The sequence below is a fragment of the Waterburya agarophytonicola KI4 genome, assembly GCF_020640915.1.
GTDB classification, from domain to species: Bacteria; Cyanobacteriota; Cyanobacteriia; order Cyanobacteriales; family Xenococcaceae; genus Waterburya; species Waterburya agarophytonicola.
In genome coordinates, this window is record NZ_JADWDC010000001.1 from 134,212 (window position 1) to 153,610 (window position 19,399).

At 38.3% G+C, this 19,399-nt stretch carries 15 protein-coding genes; 6 read left to right on the forward strand and 9 right to left on the reverse strand.

What is annotated here, in order from left to right; genetic code table 11:
* Window positions 1-20: 20 nt before the first annotated feature.
* The gene (locus I4641_RS00520) at window positions 21-1,478 is read left to right on the forward strand and encodes a RecQ family ATP-dependent DNA helicase (RefSeq protein ID WP_229638462.1); all 1,458 of its coding nucleotides are present in this window, start codon (window positions 21-23) and stop codon (window positions 1,476-1,478) included.
* Window positions 1,475-4,177 carry a two-partner secretion domain-containing protein gene (locus tag I4641_RS00525; RefSeq protein WP_229638463.1) on the forward strand — a complete coding sequence of 901 codons (2,703 nt, stop codon included), beginning with the start codon at window positions 1,475-1,477 and terminating at the stop codon, window positions 4,175-4,177. The genes I4641_RS00520 and I4641_RS00525 overlap by 4 nt, the downstream gene beginning before the upstream one ends.
* Before the next feature lie 416 nt (window positions 4,178-4,593).
* Here I4641_RS00525 and modB read toward each other — a convergent pair whose 3' ends face one another.
* The 3 genes from modB to I4641_RS00540 all read right to left on the reverse strand — a co-directional run bounded on the left by modB (window position 4,594) and on the right by I4641_RS00540 (window position 10,524).
* Window positions 4,594-6,426, reverse strand: coding sequence for a molybdate ABC transporter permease subunit (gene modB, locus I4641_RS00530; protein WP_229638464.1), 1,833 nt, complete (start codon window positions 6,424-6,426; stop codon window positions 4,594-4,596).
* 58 nt (window positions 6,427-6,484) lie between these two features.
* The gene (locus I4641_RS00535; RefSeq protein ID WP_229638465.1) at window positions 6,485-9,925 is read right to left on the reverse strand and encodes a non-ribosomal peptide synthetase; all 3,441 of its coding nucleotides are present in this window, start codon (window positions 9,923-9,925) and stop codon (window positions 6,485-6,487) included.
* 392 nt (window positions 9,926-10,317) lie between these two features.
* Entirely contained in the window at window positions 10,318-10,524 is a 207-nt protein-coding gene (locus I4641_RS00540) for a hypothetical protein (protein WP_229638466.1), read from the reverse strand.
* Between the two features lie 76 nt (window positions 10,525-10,600).
* On the opposite strand from I4641_RS00540, the gene I4641_RS00545 reads away from it, so the two are divergent.
* Window positions 10,601-11,014 (forward strand): phasin family protein, encoded by a 414-nt coding sequence (locus tag I4641_RS00545; protein ID WP_229638467.1) that lies wholly within the window; start codon window positions 10,601-10,603, stop codon window positions 11,012-11,014.
* Between the two features lie 47 nt (window positions 11,015-11,061).
* On the forward strand, window positions 11,062-11,493 hold the full coding sequence (locus I4641_RS00550) for a hypothetical protein (RefSeq protein ID WP_229638468.1): 432 nt from the start codon (window positions 11,062-11,064) through the stop codon (window positions 11,491-11,493).
* A 123-nt stretch (window positions 11,494-11,616) separates the two neighbouring features.
* Here the strand turns inward: I4641_RS00550 and I4641_RS00555 are convergent, their stop codons facing one another.
* From I4641_RS00555 to I4641_RS00565, 3 genes are all read right to left on the reverse strand, one after another.
* The gene (locus I4641_RS00555) at window positions 11,617-11,769 is read right to left on the reverse strand and encodes a hypothetical protein (protein ID WP_229638469.1); all 153 of its coding nucleotides are present in this window, start codon (window positions 11,767-11,769) and stop codon (window positions 11,617-11,619) included.
* 295 nt (window positions 11,770-12,064) lie between these two features.
* Window positions 12,065-12,430 carry a DUF1823 family protein gene (locus I4641_RS00560; protein ID WP_229638470.1) on the reverse strand — a complete coding sequence of 122 codons (366 nt, stop codon included), beginning with the start codon at window positions 12,428-12,430 and terminating at the stop codon, window positions 12,065-12,067.
* A 196-nt stretch (window positions 12,431-12,626) separates the two neighbouring features.
* On the reverse strand, window positions 12,627-14,126 hold the full coding sequence (locus tag I4641_RS00565; protein WP_229638471.1) for an expansin EXLX1 family cellulose-binding protein: 1,500 nt from the start codon (window positions 14,124-14,126) through the stop codon (window positions 12,627-12,629).
* A 13-nt stretch (window positions 14,127-14,139) separates the two neighbouring features.
* Here I4641_RS00565 and I4641_RS00570 point away from each other — a divergent pair, with 13 nt between their 5' ends.
* Window positions 14,140-14,286 carry a hypothetical protein gene (locus I4641_RS00570; protein WP_229638472.1) on the forward strand — a complete coding sequence of 49 codons (147 nt, stop codon included), beginning with the start codon at window positions 14,140-14,142 and terminating at the stop codon, window positions 14,284-14,286.
* A gap of 215 nt (window positions 14,287-14,501) precedes the next feature.
* Here I4641_RS00570 and I4641_RS00575 read toward each other — a convergent pair whose 3' ends face one another.
* The gene (locus I4641_RS00575) at window positions 14,502-15,779 is read right to left on the reverse strand and encodes an aspartate aminotransferase family protein (protein WP_229638473.1); all 1,278 of its coding nucleotides are present in this window, start codon (window positions 15,777-15,779) and stop codon (window positions 14,502-14,504) included.
* 146 nt (window positions 15,780-15,925) lie between these two features.
* Here I4641_RS00575 and I4641_RS00580 point away from each other — a divergent pair, with 146 nt between their 5' ends.
* Window positions 15,926-16,996, forward strand: a complete 1,071-nt coding sequence (locus tag I4641_RS00580) for a potassium channel family protein (RefSeq protein ID WP_229638474.1) — start codon at window positions 15,926-15,928, stop codon at window positions 16,994-16,996.
* A 73-nt stretch (window positions 16,997-17,069) separates the two neighbouring features.
* Here the strand turns inward: I4641_RS00580 and I4641_RS00585 are convergent, their stop codons facing one another.
* The gene (locus I4641_RS00585; RefSeq protein ID WP_229638475.1) at window positions 17,070-17,969 is read right to left on the reverse strand and encodes a metal ABC transporter permease; all 900 of its coding nucleotides are present in this window, start codon (window positions 17,967-17,969) and stop codon (window positions 17,070-17,072) included.
* Between the two features lie 42 nt (window positions 17,970-18,011).
* The gene (locus I4641_RS00590; protein ID WP_229638476.1) at window positions 18,012-19,295 is read right to left on the reverse strand and encodes a pentapeptide repeat-containing protein; all 1,284 of its coding nucleotides are present in this window, start codon (window positions 19,293-19,295) and stop codon (window positions 18,012-18,014) included.
* Window positions 19,296-19,399 lie beyond the last annotated feature (104 nt).

Consider the following 19,399-nt stretch of genomic DNA (forward strand, 5'->3'; position numbering starts at 1 on the left):
TATTGCTTATTGATTGGTAGATGGATATTGCTTGGCATGAGGTTCGAGAAAAGTTTAAGACAATATGGGGTTATCAAGATTTTAAATCGCCTCAAGGAGAAATAATTCGCACTCTGCTTGATGGTAAAGATGCTTTGGTGGTTTTGCCTACAGGTGGGGGAAAATCCATTTGTTTTCAATTACCCGCCCTGGTGCAAACAGGATTGACTATTGTGGTTTCTCCCCTGGTTGCATTGATGGAAAATCAAGTAAGTCAATTAAAGCAACTTGGTTTATCAGGGGCGTTGTTACACGGCGAATTGTCGAAACGCGATCGCCAATACACCTTGCAAGCCATCCTTCGACAACGATTGAGCTTATTGTATTTATCTCCCGAAACCCTATTGAGTGTTCCTCTTTGGGAAATTATCTCTCAACCCCAGATAAAAATAACGGGAATCATCTTAGATGAGGTACATTGTCTGACTCAGTGGGGAAATACTTTTCGCCCTGGTTATCGTCGGTTGGGGGCGGTGCGCCGTAGTTTATTGAAGCATAAACCTGGGGGAACAAAAATTGCGATCGCTGCCTTTACCGCGACAGCCGATCCTCAAACTCAAACAGAAATTATTCAAGTCTTAGAATTAAAACAGCCTGAAATCTTTTTAGTTAGTCCCTATCGCCCCAATCTCAACTTGAAGATTAAAACCGTTTGGACTCCCAGAGGGAGAAAAGAAGCAGCATTAAAGTTTATTCGAGCTAACAAAAATAGTTCGGGTTTAGTATACGTGCGATCGCGCCGAGATAGTCAAGTTTTAGCTCAATGGTTTAGATCTCTTAATTATTCTGTTGCAGCTTATCATGCAGGATTAGTTAGCAGTCAAAGAAGAAAAATCGAGCAAGAATGGATTTCGGGTAAAATCCAGTTTGCGATCTGTACCTCTGCTTTTGGTATGGGTATTGATAAAGGAAATGTCAGATTTATCATTCACTATCACCCACCCGAATTAATTGCTGAATATATCCAAGAGGTAGGAAGGGCGGGAAGAGACAGCAAACCCGCCCATACTCTAACTTTGATTAGCGAACCGACTGGCTGGTTCGATCCTGAAGATAAGCAACGCAGCCAGTTTTTTAAACGTCAATTAGAGGAACAATATCGCGCTGCACAACGACTAATCAAGGAGTTACCCAATCGAGGTGATATTGCCACAATTAAACAACAATTTCCTCAAGGAGAAATAACTTTGGCTATTTTGCATAGTTTGGGCTTATTGTCTTGGCAAGATCCGTTTCATTATCGCAAACATTCTGCTCGACTAACTTCCCATGATTTATTTAATAGTCAGAAATATTACCAAAAACAGATGCAGCAGTATCTTAAAACCAAGCAATGTCGCTGGAAATTTTTATTGCAAGCTTTTGGCTTTGAAGAAAAGCGAGAGTTTAAATGCGGTAATTGCGATCGCTGTCTGGGTAATAATATATTAGAAGCATGAAAATATCTCTAACTGGTTTATCTTCTCTTGGTTTGGCTGCGATCGCGATTTCTGTTAACGCGCAAATTACTCCAGACAGCAGTTTATCGACTCAAGTGCAGCAAAAGGGAGATATAGCGGAAATAACAGGGGGAAAACAAGCAGGAGGGAATTTATTTCATAGTTTCCAAGATTTTTCTCTACCAACAAATAATACGGCTTTTTTTAATAACGGATTGGATATAGATAATATTCTCTCTAGGGTAACGGGAGGAAATATTTCAGCTATTGATGGTTTAATTCAAAGTAATGGCGATGCTAATCTATTTTTAATTAATCCTGCGGGAATTGTCTTTGGGGATAACGCGAGGTTGGATGTTGGTGGTTCTTTTTTGGGTAGTACGGCGACGGGGTTGTTGTTTGATGATGGAACAGAATTTAACGCCACCAATACTATTGCGCCATTATTGACTATTAATGCACCTATTGGTTTGAATCTCAGGGAAGGAATAGGGAATATTAGCAGTCGGGGTAATTTAAGCAGCAGTGGCGATCTTACTTTATCTGCTAATAATTTGGATTTACAAGGAGAATTAATCGCAGTAGATAATTTAACTCTGACTGCATTAGATACTATGACAGTTAGGGATAGTATTAATAATGCTTTTATTGCTCGGGCGGGCGATCGCTTATCTTTCCAGGGTAGCAATATCGATCTGTTTATTTTGAATAATTCCCAGAGTGGTTTATTTTCTGGGGGAGATTTAACCTTACGCAGCGATCGCCCAATTAATGGCGACGCTCACTACTATAGTGGCGGTAATTTTAGGATCGAACGTTTGGATCATAATCTGGGTAGTTTGATTAGCCAACAAGATCCGATAGTGCGATCGCGAGGGGATGTGAGTTTTGCTAGCTATTCTGGTGCATCTTTGCATATCCTCGCGGGAGGTAATGTTACTATTGATGGCAGTGTGGAGATTACGGGGACAGATACTACTGTCAATGCTCTAAAGGAAACCCTTACCCTTTCTAATGGCAGTTCCATTAATATTAATGGTAACGCCCAACCTACTCTAGATATTCGTGGGGGAATTGACAATGTCGATCCGCCAGGAGTTATGGGAAGCGGTATTAATCCAGATCTAACTAATGCAGCAACGGGTAGCAATATTACGATCGCAGGTGAGATTAATAACCCTGGGGGAAGAGTATTTTTAACCAATCAATATCAACCCAATACAGCATTGACTGAGGGAGATATTACCGCTACAGCAATTAATACCAGTAATACTTTAGGGAATGGTGGAGATGTAACCATTGATTCCCGCAGGGATATTAATATTGCCAATAGTATCAATACATCTGCGATCGCCGATCGTCAATTAGTTACCACAGCTACTTTAGAACCTGTTGCTGAAACTGAAATTAGATCGGGGAAAGGTGGCGCGATCGCTTTACTAGCTATAGAAGATATTACCACGGGGAATTTTAATACCTCTTCTGGGGTTAATTTGAACCTGATTACGGAAGTCGATACCATTGATGAAGCTAACGTTGATTTTCGCTTTCCCAACGCTAATATTGGGGTGGCTGGGGGGGGCGATATTAATCTACAAGGGAATAATATTAAGGTCGAGAATCTCAATTCTAGCTCTACAGTCACAATTGATAGCGATTCTATAGCATTAGATAATTTTTCAATTATAGGTGCGGTGCTTGAATTAGATATTGCTGATGGAGGAAATATTAACCTCAACGCAAAGAATAATTTAACAGCGCAAAATATTAACTCCAATCTATTCTTAAGCGATCGCTTTGCTAGCAATAGCCAAACTACCCCTAATATTACCCTGGCGGTTTCCGAACTCGCTCTTACTATTCCTCAAGCCAATTTGGGATCGGGGGGAGATATATTACTACAAGCAGGAAATACAATTAATACTCGATCGCTCAACTCTTCTGTGGCGGTGATTAATAATGCCAACAACACTGCAACTATCTTGGCAAACGATCCTTCCGTTGCTACTACAGAAAGACCATCTAGGGCATTTTCGAGCATAGATATATTTTATGACAATATCGAATTAGATCGCGGTGGCACAATCCAAATTAAAAGCGATCGCGCTAATCTAGGAAATATCGATTCTTCTATTAAGATAACTTCCGAAAGTATTGTCTTTGCTGAAGCTACCGCAGATAATGATGCTGCTGCTAATTCCTTTGCTAATAGTAATATTAGCCTCAATGCGATCGCGGATCGTCCAGGAGAAATATTCTTCGAGGTTAATAATGGCATTAATTTTGACGATATCAATGCAGGTGCAGAGGTAAACGCGGTCAATAATCTAGATTCTGTAGCTATGAGTAACAGCGATAATGCTATTGCTAATGCCGATAATACTAGCTCAAATATCATTATCTTTGACTCACAAATTAACTTTGCTTTAATTCGCTTCGATCTCAATACTCCCGATGTCAATTTAGGAATTTCCCACCTGCCAAGAATAACTAATAGTGCAATTAAACCCCCCGTTTTCAATACTTGTCCAGTAAATGCCGATAAACTAACTCCACATCCCCAAGCAATTAAAACTGCGATCGGAAAAATCTATCCTGCTAGGGGTGTTGCGATCCAAGACGGACAAATTCACCTCACGGCTAAACCTACAAAAAACAGTGTTTCTCGTACTTCTAGAAGAATCGAATCTTGTATTTAATCTGATTTTTAATTGTTGTCATCGATCGAGTTATACCAAGTTGCGTTCTAAAGTGTAATTTTAGATTTCTCGCAAAGACGCAAAGGCGCAAAGGGATTAAGAATGGTTTTACTTCTATGAACGCAGGTTAGTATTACTACTGATTAGGATCGCGATCGCACTGTAGATTTTAGCTACTCTTCTGGTTATTTTTTATGCTTACTGTTAAATTTTCGTTGTTTGATTGTTGATAAATAATGTGTAATAGCGATCGCTGCTAGAAAGATATATACAGGACTATATTCTGGTAAATACTCTAAAATAATATTTGGTAATTTATCATGAAAGAACGACCAGTTGCTAACCATTTGGGTTTTTATATTTCTCCCTAATCATAGTAATAATTAATAAGTATTTTTATTTTGTACAGTTATAATTTAAGAACTAAACATGATTATACGATCGCTTGGCAGTTGAATATAATAAGGGCAAGTTAGACTTTTTAATTGTTGCCATCGATTGAGACTCACTTTGACTTCTAGACGATCGTCTGGGGAATTATTAGGATCGAGATCGAGCTTTAAATATAAGATAATGCTGTCGGGAAGTTCGGTATAATCAGCCAGCCAAGCAGGAAAGGTATTAGTACCGCGATCGCTTTCGACAAAAGTAATTTCATAAGAAGAAATAGCAATTTTATTTAAGTTGTCGGGTATCCTTCCATCAATCTCTAGATCCCATTGCCAATCTAGGGCTTTGATAGTTTGAGGTGCAATTTGTTTAGCAGCAGAAAAATTATTCCATCCTATTATCTGGGCTGCGAGAAGATTGGGAGGGTTATAAATAATCTCCTGTTTTTTGCCAAAAGCGATCGCTTTTCCGCAATCAATAATAAGTAGTTGAGGGCAAAGTTGATAGGCTTGTGACAAATCATGAGTAATGTAGAGAGTCAAACCATCATAACTAGTTATCCGTTTTTGCAACAATTTAATTAACTTTGCGGTTAAATTAGTATCTAATGCGGAAAAAGGCTCATCTAGCATGGTTATAACTGGTTGGCTAGCTAATACTCTGGCTAAGGCTACTCTTTGTAGTTCTCCTCCCGATAAGCGAGGGATCGCTGCTTTGCCCATTCCAGCTAAACTTACTTGTTGTAATTGTTTATTTATTTCTTGTTTGACTGCTAAGGGAAATTTTTTGGCAGACATCCCAAAAGCAATATTTTCTGCTACGTTTAGATGAGGAAACAAAGCATAATCTTGGAACAACAAGCCCACATAACGCTCTTGGGGAGTTAAATTGATTCCTGTTGCCGAATCAAATAAAACTTTTCCATTCAAGACAATTTTACCGCAATCGGGAGTTTCCAAACCTGCAATACATTTTAATAAACTACTTTTCCCCGCCCCTGAAGATCCGAGTATTCCTAGCGGAGTCTGTTGAAAATCAATCTTAAAAGCAATATCTAATAAAAACTCTGGTAATTGCTTTTGAATATCAATCTCCAAACAAATTTCTCCGTAGCCCCTTGTCCCCGTATCCCCGTATCCCCGTATCCCCTTGTCCCCGTATCCCCGTATCCCCGTATCCCCTTGTCCCCGTATCCCCCAATCTCTTCTATTTTGCCAATAATTAACTGCCACCATCACACTCAGAGAAATACTCAAGAGAATAATTACTAGCCCTAAAGCCCGATCCATAGCACCACTTTCGGCTGCAAAGAAAATAGCTATGGGTATGGTTTGAGTGCGATCGGGAATACTTCCCGCTAAAATTAAAGTCGCACCAAATTCGCCCAAAGCACGAGCAAAAGCTAATAATATACCTGCAATCAATCCAGGTTTAGCTAAGGGTATGATAATTCGCCAAAAAATAGTGGTTTCTGAAGCCCCCAGCGTTCTTGCACAGGCAATTAAGTTACCTTTTTTGCTTTGTTGAAATGCTGCTAGGGCAGCTTTATACATTAATGGGAAGGAGACAACTACAGCAGCAATTACCGTGGCATACCAAGTGAAAATTATTCTCATTCCTACTAGATTTAGTAGTTTGCCAATCAAACCATTTTTGCCTAAAGCTAATAGTAATAAAAAGCCTACTACAGTAGGAGGTAAAACCAACGGTGCAGTCAATATTCCATCAATCAAACCTTTAGCTGTACCTTGATAGTTTGCCATCCACCAAGCAGTTAAAATTCCAATTCCAAAGGTAATAGTAGTAGCGGTAACTGCCGTTTTCAGAGAAATCCAAACTGGACTAAAAATACTATCCATTAACAAACGTTTACAGCTACTATTTTTTTATTACTTTTTACTCATTACTTACAGCATTTTACAGGTACTCTTGTAAGACTGACTGCATTTTTTCTGCTAATATTCGCACGTGAGGTTCTTGTAATACTGACAAGTGTTCTCCAGGGACATCATAAATAGCTAAACCTGCTTGGGCTAATTTCTGCCAATCTAATTTAGAATCCATATCATCAGCAGCGCGAAACATTGATATTTTGCCTGGATATGGCTCGATCGCATAATCTTTATTTACTTTGGCATGGTCATTAGTCCAGCGTATATTTTCGACAATGGCAAAATTGCGACTAGTGCGATCGATAAAATTATCTCGTATCCAATCAATTTCATGGAGTTTGGCTTGAATAGTGTTCAAATTATACTCAATACGCCACTTCAAGCGATTTAAAACGTGATTTATTCCTTGAGAGGAAGTCTTGTTGATATGTCCTTTAAAACGTTCTTTAATGGGAAGATATTTACGCACTTCATTGCGATTGGGGAAAAAACTATCCACCATACCCAAAAACTTAACTTCTTCTCCTTGAGATACTAATAGTTGAGCAATTTCATAGGCAATTACACCACCAAAAGATACCCCCAATAAGTAATAAGGGCCTTGAGGCTGAACTTGTTGTAAATTACGAGTATAGTAGGCTGCTAAACCTCTAATATCTCTAGGATGGGGTTTATCAAGTTCGTTACTTAAAAATGATGATAAGCCTTGAATAGCGATATTTGAATCTAGATATTTAGCTAGAGGAAGATAAAATTCTAAACCATATCCCAAATTATGAATAGCAAAGAGATTGATTGTCGAATTACCTTGTTTAATGGGGACTAAACATTCGGGAGTTGCAAGGCTTTCCTCTTGGCGGATAAGAGTGGCTAAGTTTTCAATATTTTGGGCTTGGAACACCGTAGACACGGCAATTTTTTGCTCGTATTTGGCTTCAATTTCTGTCACTAGCCTAGCTGCTAACAAGGAATTTCCCCCCAACTCAATAAAGTTGTCGCGGATGCTAATGCGATCAATGCCTAAAATATCTTGTAATAGCTGCACCAATTCTGATTCTAGGCGATCGCGAGGGGCAATAATCGAGGTTGATATTTCAGTTTGACTGCCAGCAGATAAGGCAATACGATCTACCTTTCCACTAGTAGTAACGGGAAATTTATCGACAAAGATGAATTCTTGAGGAATCATATAAGTCGGTAATTTTTGTCGGAGATAGTTAGTTAATATTTCTACTGATGGGGGTGGTGTTTGAGTCGGTACTAGATAAACAGCCAGAGTTTCTCCTAGTTTATTTTGTCGAACCACTACTGCCGCTTCCTGAATTAGCTCGTTTTGAGATAGTATTGCTTCAATTTCACCCAATTCGATGCGTAAACCCTGAATATTAACTTGACGATCTATACGACCTAGAAATTGAATCGAACCATTATGCGAAGCGGTATCCTTTAGGGCAGCTAAATAACGTCCTAAATCTCCTGTTTTATACAACCGCTCTCCCTCCACAAAAGGATTGGCGATAAACTTCTCAGCAGTCAATTCGGGTCGATTTAGATAGCCTTTTGCTACTCCAGCACCACTAATATGAATTTGTGCCACAACTCCTATGGGTACGGGTTTTAAATATTCATCGAGCAAATAAACCCGCATATTGCCAATGGGAGAGCCTACGGGTAAGGATTTGAAGGAGCGATCTAGTTGCTGGGGAACATGATAAACCGTTACCACTCCCGTACCTTCAGTTTGACCGTAAAGGTTAACTAATTTAACGCGATCTCCAAAAGTTTCCCTCCAACAGTCATAAACTTCTAGAGCGACTTGTTCTCCACTAGTAGCTACTAAACGGACTCGATTGTCTTGTATGCTTTGTTTGGTTTCTTGATCTAGCTGACGGAAAATATCGGAAAAACCCAACCAAAAAGAAGGAACGCGATCGACTATGGTTACACCATAACGTTTAATCGTATCAAACATCAAAAATGGATCGCGTTTTTCTGGTTCGGTCAAAATTACCACCCCAGCACCTTGAGTTAAAGGCATCAAAAGCTGTCTAGCGGAGGCAATTAGAGCAACCTGTCCTCGATGGAGATATACGTCTTCTGAAGTAACGTTGAGAGATCTGTGCATGGAATTAGCGTAATGACTTAAATTGCCATGAGTAATCATCACTCCTTTGGGTTTGCCCGTCGATCCTGAAGTATAAACAATCAGGGCTAAGTCTGAGGCTGTAACCTCACACCCGCAATTATCTGGGGAAAATTGGGCGATCTCATTCCAATCTCGATCTAAACAAATATTATGCTCGATTTGACTTGGTATTTTATCTAATAAACTAGCCTGAGTTAATAAGACAGAAACTCCTGCATCTTCTAAGATAAAAGCTTGTCTGGGTTGAGGGTTTCCTAAATCTAATGGAACATAAGCTGCCCCAGTTTTAATAATCCCCAATAGACCGACTACCATAGTTACAGAGCGTTCTAAATAAAGACCAACTAAAGAGCCTTTAGTAATTCCTAAACTTTTTAAATAGTGAGCTACTTGATTGGCTTTTTGATTTAATTCTTGATAGGTTAATTCTTTTCCCTGACAGACAATTGCTAGTGCTTCTGGATTATTGACTACTCGGGCTTCAAATAATTGATGAATACAGTTTGTTTCTTCAGCAATTTGAGTTTGATTCCATTCAAATAAGACTTTATCTTGTTCTGATTTAGATATTAAAGCTAAGGACGCAATTGCTGCTTGAGGATTAGCTATTAATGACTCTAGTAAGATCTGATAATTGCAACTAATTCGGGCGATGGTTTCTTGATGATAAAGATCGGAATCATATTCAATTTGATACTTCATGTCAAGGGAATCATCTATGATTTCTAGACATAATTCCCTAGGAAATACTGTCTTACCAAGTTCGGTTTTGGTAGTCGAACTAGAGGTGAAAAATCTAAACAACATTTGTGAAATAGAAGCAACGGAGAATTCGGGATTTTCTTGCTTCAAAGCTTGGCTTAAAGCATCAATGTTGAGATCTAAATGCTCCTCAGTCGTAGAAATTTGAGCTTGAGTAGAGGCTAATAACTCTGAAAAACTATCGTTACCTGCAACTTCAACTTTGACAGGCAATATTGCTAGCTTGTTTGACTGGCGATCGCGATACCAATCTAAACAACCAACTACAATATTATTCTGGCTAGTATAACGATAAAGTAAAACTTTGAAAGCAACTAAAAAAATAGTTTTCAGCGGAATTTTTTCCTGTCGAGCAAAATCTTTCACAGCAATAGTTAACTCTGCTGAAATTATCGTCGAGTATTGCTTAAAATCACTTTGATTCTTTTCTTTACTACCAAAGTTTAACGCTCTTAATTTGTCTGTAGGAAAATTTAATATTGGAGCAATATCTTCTAATTGTTTTTGCCAATAATTAATTGTCAATTTATTGCTTTGGTAGATCGTATTATTTTTCATTTAATAATTATTCTTTTTTATTTTACTAATACTAGATAATACAGGCGATAGATTCCATAGATATTAATCAATAATATTTTAATTTATTTGACAAAAATATTTGACGAAAAAGCAATGGACAACGCTAAATCTTTGATAAAAAATATATTTGAATTGCTGATAAACATTTCAATGTTGATTGTAGGATAAACAGATTTTACAAAAGTATCTTGCCACTTTGCAAATAGACTTTATTTTAAAAAAAATAATGTATATTGCATCACAAAATAATCGACTCATATCTAGCAAATAAAACTTTTATATTAAGCGAACAAAACTAGCTGAATCAGCAGCAAAAGTAAACACCATATTACATCTTGAGAATTATCGCAAGATAAAAGCAGAATAAAATATTAATTAGAACCAATTATCTTGACGATCGCCTTAGAATTAGTCAGACGAGAAAGGCGATCGCTAGTTTCCTCATCGAGATATAGCTTCACTTCCACCACTCTACTATCAGCATCCGCAGCAGGACCGTTACTCAAGACTTTCCTAGTTTGTTTAACTTCTCTCTCGGGGAGGGCATAAAGGCTATAAATACGGAATTCCGAACTCATACCGTAATTTATTCCGATAGTGATTGATATACACTAAAAATAAATTGCTAAGACATCGAAAATAAGGACAAATAATATGCCAGGTTTTGAAGATATTGCCAAGAAAGCTTTTTATATGGGTGTTGGTTTTGCTTCCTATGCACAAGAAAAAGCCAACGACAACTTCAAAGATTTGAGAAGTCAAGCCCAAACCCTTGCTGATGAAATGGTTCAACGAGGTAAAATAAGTACTGAAGAAGCTCGCAAATTTGTCGACGATCTCGTCGAACAAGCACAACAAGATGCTGTTGCTGGTAACGATAAATCAGAATCGAGAGAGCCTCGTAGAATTGAAATTGTTGATGAGGAAGAACAACCCCAAGCATCTTCTCCATCGGAAGTAAAAACCGAACCAAAAACCCCTAATAAATCTAGTTCTGAAGGAGAAGATTTACGCCAACAAGTAGAGTCTTTAAAAGAAGAATTACGCCGTCTCAAAGAAGAAATGTAAGATAATTAGGGAAAGCGAGGAAATAAAATCTACTATTAGGATTAATCATGGATGATTGGCAGGAGCAATTGTGGAAACAAGTAGAAAAAACTGCATCCGACGTGGAAGAATTTTTGGTCGATGTTGAAGAAGCTACCGAAACAATTGTCGAAGAAGTAGGTGAAGGCATCGGTCTATTTTTTGAGCAATTTGGCTTGGATATAGTTGAAGAAGTAGACAGTTTTATTCAAAATTTTGTTGATGTAATTGTTACTACCAGCGATGAAATCAATACTGCTTTAGGAGATAATTTAGCTGATTTTATCGATGATGATTTTACGAATGTAGATTTTCATACTGCCTCTCTGGAAAATAATCCAGCCTGTATTAATTGTGCTAATTATCACGGACAAAGTTATAACGGAAACCTTTTAGTTTGTGCAATGCACCCCGAAGGATGGTCAGATGACAATTGTCCCGATTGGTCAGATGAGAATTAAAGCAATAAATCTTATTTTAATAGATTTTAAATTGAATATTTAGTTTAAAAATACCCCAACTATAGATTTAGTCAGGGTATTTATGCTTGTTAAGTATTAATCGAGGAATGATGGTGCTATGAATTACCATCCATAATAAGAATCGCGAGCATTGATCGTTCCACCATAAGGTTGTAATCCCACCGCAGGATAACTATCGCGATCGGGACTAAAAATGGCAATGAAACCTTCGGTGATATATTGAATGATATTCTTTACTGTTTGGGTGAAAATCATATTCAAATCTCCTATGGGATTTAGTCTACAGGAATTATTTCAATATCAATCAACTCCTGATAAGTTATATTGTCATCTTAAAACCATAGTTTAAATGAGAAAAAGTCACAATTTTTCGCTATTATTTATATTTGAAAAACTTTATTCGTAAATCTTTAAAATATATACCAAGTTTGATAGAAGATGAATAAGTTTTATTGATTATTTAACTCCACAATTGCGTTTAATTTCAGTCAGGCGATCGCCTGAATTATTAGTCCGATAAGCAGTTAAAATTATTTCACCCTGGTCGATATCATTCAGCATTTTCCAGATAACTCAATAACCAACTCGCCATAGTTGCACGACGGGTATGTCGAGGAGTAAACTCACCTAGCTTATAGCCTTTGAAACCTAACTTTTCTTTTAATAATTGTTTATTTTCTTTGGGAATCGAACGAGTTAACTTAACCGTAGGAGGGCGATTCTGGATAAAATCTGGGGGTTCGGGATATTTCTCTGACCAATCATCCATAGTTGCGCTGTTATTCCAAGTCTTACTAGCTTCATCGAAGCGATAGCCCAGATAGTGCCAAGTTAATTTATTGACAGTTTCATCGCTTAATTCTTCGTTGAGAATTGCCCAAATAGTGTCGGTGTTTAATGGTGGTAAATCTGACATGAGTAATTTTATGACAAATAAGGTGGGCTTGAGTTTGTTTTTGGCAGCATCTTGTTTGATTCTGGTTGCCTTAATTTTATTACCTAATTCAATATACTACGCGATCGCTAAGAAGAATTATCTTGAATAAGAAAAGCGATCGCTTTAAAATTCGGCAAGAGCGATCGCTTTTTTGAAAAGATTAAATCAAATTTAATTAAACTAATTCAAATTGTTCCCCCGTAACAATATCAGCACTCGAACCATTAGTAATATCAATATCGTCTAAAGTGACTTGTTGACCAAAGATATCAGTGACAACTAAATCTTGTCCCCCATATAGAGGATAGTTACCTTCGAGAACAAAACGATTATCCGATTCTCTTTCTAGCTGTACCAAATTACCACCATTGGTAATTAAATCAACACTTTCAATGGGATAGCGATGATTATTTAATCTAACTGCTGCATAATAGGGATTAGTTTGGTCGATACCTTCGACGACAATACCTTGACCGATACTATAACCATAGGCTGTCACATAATCATCACCAGGAGCGATTAATTTATATTCAATATTGACGACACCATCAATAGGATCGGCTACTTTTTCAAAAGCTTCTGCACTCATGTCAAAACCATCGGCTCTTTCGTATAGATAATCTACTACTTGAACGGTAATGGGTGCTGCACCATCTCTTTGTTTGGGACCAGATACTTCAAAGAAACCACCACTAGCTTCCGAGCCATTCCACTGTATATTATTGATCGCGACAACCTTGTGTAGTTCGCTTTGCATCGGTACATCATAACCAGAAGCACCCAAACCACCAGCAGGGTTGGCAGCATCGTAGAATGTTGCTCTTCCTTGATATTCTCGACCTAGTTCTAATTCTGATTCTAAATCGTCATTGGAGTATGTATAGATACTATCGGATCTACTGGCACTATTAAATACCGAGCCATCTAAGTCAAAGTTTTGTGGTTCGCTAGTGACAGAATTGTTGCCCGTAAAACCAAAGGTTAGAGTTTCTCCTGCTACAATTTCTCGATTCCAAGCAGCATGGGTAATCACATAACTGCCGTCTGCATTTTCTTCTATCTCTGCATCCCAAATATTGTTAATTTGATTGGGGAAATCGAATTCTAGACTCCAGCTATCGAGATTACCACCAGTATTATTAGTAATAGATATTTTTCCCTCAAAGCCACTATCCCAGTTTTTGACTAAGGTAAAATTAACGTCTGCTTCTATCTCTTCTTCTGTTGTTGTTTCGGTAATTGAACTATCGATAGTTTGTTCGACAACTTCTTCTTCTATAGGTTCGATAACAGTTTGTTCGACAACTTCTTCTTCTACGGGTTCGATAATAGTTTGTTTGATCGCACTACTATCGTCATTTAATACAATACTTGTAGGACTTAAAATTTCTCCATTTACTTTATTGGCATTAAAGAATATTGATGTCCCTTGTTGTGAATCTATCGTTTCGTTGTAGTCTACTGGCTTAAGTATGTAAAGATCGCCTTCTTGACTAACAATTTCTGCACCCCAGATCTCCCCTGGTTTGATTTCAAATTCAGATTGAAATTCTATCGTCCAATCTTCAACTATTTCTCCCTCGTTGAAAATATCTAATCTTGCTGAAAATCCTTGTTCCCATTCAGTTTTTACGGAAAATTCCGTTCGGATTAAATTGTTGTTTGAAGTTTGCATAATTTTATCTCCCTTGGCTCTTAAAAAAGAGCGATTGTTTGATGTATTACACAATGGTTCTCTTTTATTCTTCAATAAACAAGGATCGAGATCGCAAAAAAAAGCGATCGCATTTGTCGATCGAGAAGAAAATAGTAATTTAGCTTGGATTTATATTTAACCGAAGAGACTAGTATAAAAATGAGAAGACTTGCTTCTGGGGTTCTGTCCGTGTTTCGATCCCAAAAGCAAGCCTTAATGGTTCACTCCTCACACCTAGTATTCTTGCTCATCTATGGTCAAAACATTGCTATAGATGTAACAGTTTGCCAATTGTCACTTTTTATCATGGAACATTCAACATCTACCATTGACCAAAAGCTATGAAAAAAATAACTATTGATTAGCGATTTGCTCGATCGCTTTTTCTAAGATATCGGCAGCTTGGTCTACTTCTTCGGGAGAAACTATTAGAGGAGGAACAAAACGCAAAACTTTAGTACCTGCGGGGGCAAGTAATAAACCTTCTTCCATAGCTGCTTTGACCAAATCGATTGAAGTTAATTCGATATCAGCATTTAATTCCATACCGTTAATTAGTCCCCAACCTCTTACTTCGGTAAAGAGAGAAGAATACTTATTGACGATCGCTCTAAGTCTAACCCGTAATTGTTCTCCTCTTGCTTGAACATTTTGTAAAATGCCCTCATTCTCCAAAGTCTGTAATACTGCCATAGCAGAAGCACAGGCAAAAGGATTGCCACCAAAGGTACTAGCATGATTTCCTGGTTCAAAAGCAGCGCAAGAGTCTTTACAAATCATTGCGCCAATGGGTATACCTCCTGCTAACCCTTTAGCACTAGTAAAAATATCGGGTTCTACTCCCAAGTTTTCATAACCCCAAAGTTTGCCAGTCCGCCCGACACCTACCTGTACTTCATCAAAGACCAACAGAATCTGATTCTCATCGCAAATCTTACGTAATTTGAGGAAATATTCTAAATCCCCTGGGCGTACTCCGCCTTCTCCTTGGAGGGGTTCGATCATGATACCGACGACACGACTGAGAGTACCTTCATCGAGGTCGGTAACTGCATTTTCGATCGCAGTAATATCGTTATAGGGTACGTAGGCAAATCCAGCAGGTAGAGGTCCAAAACCTTTTTGATATTTTTCCTGTCCTGTAGCGGTAATGGTGGCTAGAGTACGTCCGTGGAAACTGGCTTTAGCTGTCAGAATAATGGGATCTTCTACTTTATCTAGGTAAGTATGAGCGTATTTTCTAACTAGCTTAATCGCTGCTTCGTTAGCTTCTGCACCAGAATTGCAGAAAAATACTTTATCTCCACAGGAATTATTAACCAACCATTCTGCTAGTTGTCCTTGTTCGGGGATATAGTAAAGGTTGGAAACATGGTGTAGCTTTTTAATCTGTTTGGTGACTGCCTCAATCAAAGCAGGATGAGCATGACCTAAAGTACAGGTTGCAATTCCCGCCACAAAATCAAGATACTCTTTACCGTCAGTATCCCAGAGACGACAACCCGACCCTTTTTCGATGGCAATAGGAAAACGACCATAAGTTTTCATTACGCTGCTATCAAAGCGATCGCGATCGAAGGGATACGAGTTAGATGTATTTATAGAATCTGCTAATGTTGGGGATTGAACCACAAGTTGCTCCTAAGTAAAATTTATATTTGCCCGATAATGCATTTAAAATGACAATTGTTGTCTCACATTACTGGGATTATTTTGTTTTAAGTCAGACTTAATCTCAATGTAATCAATTATTATGCAAAACTGTCAGCAAATTCTGAATGTATAGTTACACCTTTGAAGAAAAATATGGTCGCTTACGTAAAGAGTTAGTTCGAGGTGGTGTAGCATTAGCCAGTATTGTACTAATTGGGACTCTTTGGTATTGGCTAGTTGAGAAGTGGTCTTTTTCTGAATCGGCATACATGACAGTGATTACTCTATCTACGGTAGGGTTTTCTGAAGTACGCCCTCTAGGAGAACGCGGCAGGCTATTTACGGTAGCACTAATTTTAATGGGTTTATTGACTATTGGTTACATCGTCAATCGTTTCACCGAAGCCCTGATTCAAGGTTATTTCCAAGAAGGTATTAAATTAAGACAGGAGAAAAACTTGATTGAATCGCTAGACCAACACTATATTGTATGTGGTTTTGGACGTACTGGTCGTCATGTTGCCCGTGAGTTTTTTGCAGAAGGTATTCCTTTTATTATTATTGACGACAACATCGAAGAAGTGGAAGAAATCAAACAGCTGGGATATACCGTAATCCTGGGGGATGCTACTTTAGACGAATCTTTGGTGCGGGCAAAGATAGATCGGGCTATTTGCCTAGTAACAGCCTTACCTTCCGATGCCGAAAATCTTTATACAGTATTGTCAGCCAAGACACTCAATCCCCGCATTAGAGCGATCGCTCGTGCTAGTAATGAAGAAGCAGTACAAAAGCTACAACGTGCGGGGGCGGACGCGGTAGTATCCCCCTATATTACGGGAGGCAAAAGACTGGCAGCAGCCGCCTTGCGTCCTCAGGTAATGGATTTTGTGGATGGTATCATTGCAGGGTCGAATCGTTCTTATTATTTGGAAGAATTTTTGATCGATCCTGAAGCTTGTCCTTATGTAGGAAAAAGTTTGAGAGAAGCTAAATTGCGATCGCAATCGGGGGCGTTAGTTTTAGCGATAAGGCGCATTGATGGTAACTTGATTGCAGGGCCTACGGGAGAAACTAGAATATTAGAACAAGACGCTTTAATCTGTATGGGGACAGCAGAACAATTGAGAAATTTGAATCAAATTCTCGGTCCAATCAATTCAGGTAAATCTCTGCGATTGCCCAAGAAAAAGTAGAGGTGTTTCATGAAACGTCCGTACAGAAATAGTTTGTTTTTCTAGCAGTTGATAATAACTAATAACTAATTTATTATCTTTTTTGATCGCCTAACAAGCTTTTTATTTCTGTAATTAAAGTCGATCGCCCTATGCTAGAACTAGGATTTGTTAACAATCCTTGACTGGGACTAAATAAGAAAGCTAAAACAAACAAGGCAGAAGCAACTAAAACAATCGCGGGGCCTGAAGGTAGATTATAGTAATAGCTAAGATACATTCCCGTAATGCTTGATGCCACCCCAATTATTACCCCTAATAGCATTACTAGGTGGAGACGATTTACTAATAAGTATGCCGTTGCAGCAGGGGTAATTAATAATGATAAAACTAACACTACTCCCACAGCTTTGAGACTGGCAACAATAGTTAAACCAATCAACATCATCAAACCCAAATCTAATAAACCGACAGGCAAACCCACAGCTTGCGCGCCCAATTTATCAAAAGTGTAAAATAATAGTTCTTTGTAGAGTAAGAAAACTACTGTTAAAACAATACCCGCAATAATTAAAGTATCCCTAACTTCAGTAATATCTACCGCTAAAATATTGCCGAATAAGAAGTGATTGAGATCGATTTTATTATCTTTTTGCACAACGGTAATTAAAGTTATTCCCAGGGCAAAAAATGCCGAAAAGACAATTCCCATCGCCGTATCTTCTTTAATATTTGATCGCGTACTAATAATATTAATAAAAATAGTACTAATAATTCCTGCAATAAAAGCCCCCAGGAAAATATTCGCTCCGACTAAATAAGCGATCGCCAATCCTGGCAATACAGAATGACTAATAGCATCTCCCAGCAATGCCAATCTTTGCACCATCAAGTAACTACCAACCACAGCGCAAATTATCCCGACGATAATTGCCACTATCAGGGATCGTTGCATGAAGGCATATTGCAACGGTTCAAATATAGTTTCTAACATAAACTCATTATATTACTATTGATTACTCACTCACCCATTTCTTTACCTCCCCAATCGATTGGGAATACCTTCACAACCTCCAGGTACGGTAGATCGTGATTTTTCGCCACACCAAGAACAAATATAGAAACGTTGTTCTTCACTAAGACGTTTTACCCCTGAAAAATTAGCTTTTTCGACAACCACGCCCGTATGTTTTCCCGTGACATAATCAGGTTGAATAGTAATGCTGCGAGGAGTAGCAGTTTCGATCGATCCATAAAATAAAAGAGTCCCTTTCATATCTGCACCCGCAAGATTAGCCTCATATAGTACAGTACGAGCGAGATTAGCCTTAACCAAATCGCAATAACTCAGATTAGCCCTAACCATGTTGGCATCGCTGAGATCTGTCCAGCGCAAATCTTGTGACACTAAATAAGCCCCTGCTAACATCACCCCCAAATCAACGACTCTAGTTCCATAGGGGCGATCTTCAGAGTATCCACCACTACCATCTAGTATCGGTCTGCCTAAGCGATTATCTCGCTTGAGGGGAGTCAATAAACGAGATTGAGATAGAAAACGGATTACTTTTGCTTTTCCATTCTCATCAATACTAGACAAAATAGAAGCAGTCCGTCCTTCAGCGATCGCTCTTTCTTGGGGCCAATCTTCTAATAAACCTTCATCATTAAGAGTCAGATCGGAAATTCCCTGAAAATAAGTATCGATGGTTTGTTGTTGGGTAATGCGGTTTTGTTGAATGGTTAAATCTTTAGAAATGACATACTGCGCCCAGGCAACATATACAGCTAAAATAGCAATTAAAATCTGCCCTAAAGCACCGATCCAGTCTGCCCAAGAGCCAAATTCATCGTATTTAAACTGAGTCAGCCAACCGCCAATATTGCGATATATTCCTAGATAGTTACACAATCCTGCGATCGCAGCTACAAAACCCAAAAACGCCAAAATAGTCCTTCTTTCTTGAATAGTGAGGAATTTGGCGATCCAGCCTTTAACCGAGGTAAATACTACTCCTAAAGAAAGCAATAAAGCCGTGACTGCACCAGTTATACCCAGCCAAGGCAGACGAAACCACAAACCCAAACCCATGAGTAAGACCGTAATTACAATTAGCTGGGACTGAGAAAAGCTGATTTTATTGGGACTAGTTTTTTTTTTGACTATACTTGTCCGCTTAATCTCGATTGATTCCGGAGACTCCGATCTCGCTAAAGATAATGATGATTCTTCATCTATTTCAGCTTTCCCATTGGCTAGTTCTGGTATACTTTCTGGATTAGTACTAGGTGTAGAAGTAGAATCAGATCTTTCCTTCATTATTTATAGATATTTGTATAATGCTCTATCTATGATACTGAAAGGCTGTCCTAGAGGCATTAGACTTTATACAGAATTTTGAGAAATGGAAAATAAACCAGCAG

Bases quoted from the DNA above. Each gene is read 5' to 3' on its own strand.
- I4641_RS00590 (WP_229638476.1), bottom strand. From the start codon at position 19,295: ATGAAGGAAAGATCTGATTCTACTTCTACACCTAGTACTAATCCAGAA.
- I4641_RS00580 (WP_229638474.1), top strand. From the start codon at position 15,926: ATGTATAGTTACACCTTTGAAGAAAAATATGGTCGCTTACGTAAAGAG.
- I4641_RS00520 (WP_229638462.1), top strand. From the start codon at position 21: ATGGATATTGCTTGGCATGAGGTTCGAGAAAAGTTTAAGACAATATGG.
- I4641_RS00540 (WP_229638466.1), bottom strand. From the start codon at position 10,524: ATGAGTTCGGAATTCCGTATTTATAGCCTTTATGCCCTCCCCGAGAGA.
- modB (WP_229638464.1), bottom strand. From the start codon at position 6,426: ATGGATAGTATTTTTAGTCCAGTTTGGATTTCTCTGAAAACGGCAGTT.
- I4641_RS00550 (WP_229638468.1), top strand. From the start codon at position 11,062: ATGGATGATTGGCAGGAGCAATTGTGGAAACAAGTAGAAAAAACTGCA.
- I4641_RS00565 (WP_229638471.1), bottom strand. From the start codon at position 14,126: ATGCAAACTTCAAACAACAATTTAATCCGAACGGAATTTTCCGTAAAA.
- I4641_RS00545 (WP_229638467.1), top strand. From the start codon at position 10,601: ATGCCAGGTTTTGAAGATATTGCCAAGAAAGCTTTTTATATGGGTGTT.
- I4641_RS00525 (WP_229638463.1), top strand. From the start codon at position 1,475: ATGAAAATATCTCTAACTGGTTTATCTTCTCTTGGTTTGGCTGCGATC.
- I4641_RS00560 (WP_229638470.1), bottom strand. From the start codon at position 12,430: ATGTCAGATTTACCACCATTAAACACCGACACTATTTGGGCAATTCTC.
- I4641_RS00535 (WP_229638465.1), bottom strand. From the start codon at position 9,925: ATGAAAAATAATACGATCTACCAAAGCAATAAATTGACAATTAATTAT.
- I4641_RS00555 (WP_229638469.1), bottom strand. From the start codon at position 11,769: ATGATTTTCACCCAAACAGTAAAGAATATCATTCAATATATCACCGAA.
- I4641_RS00585 (WP_229638475.1), bottom strand. From the start codon at position 17,969: ATGTTAGAAACTATATTTGAACCGTTGCAATATGCCTTCATGCAACGA.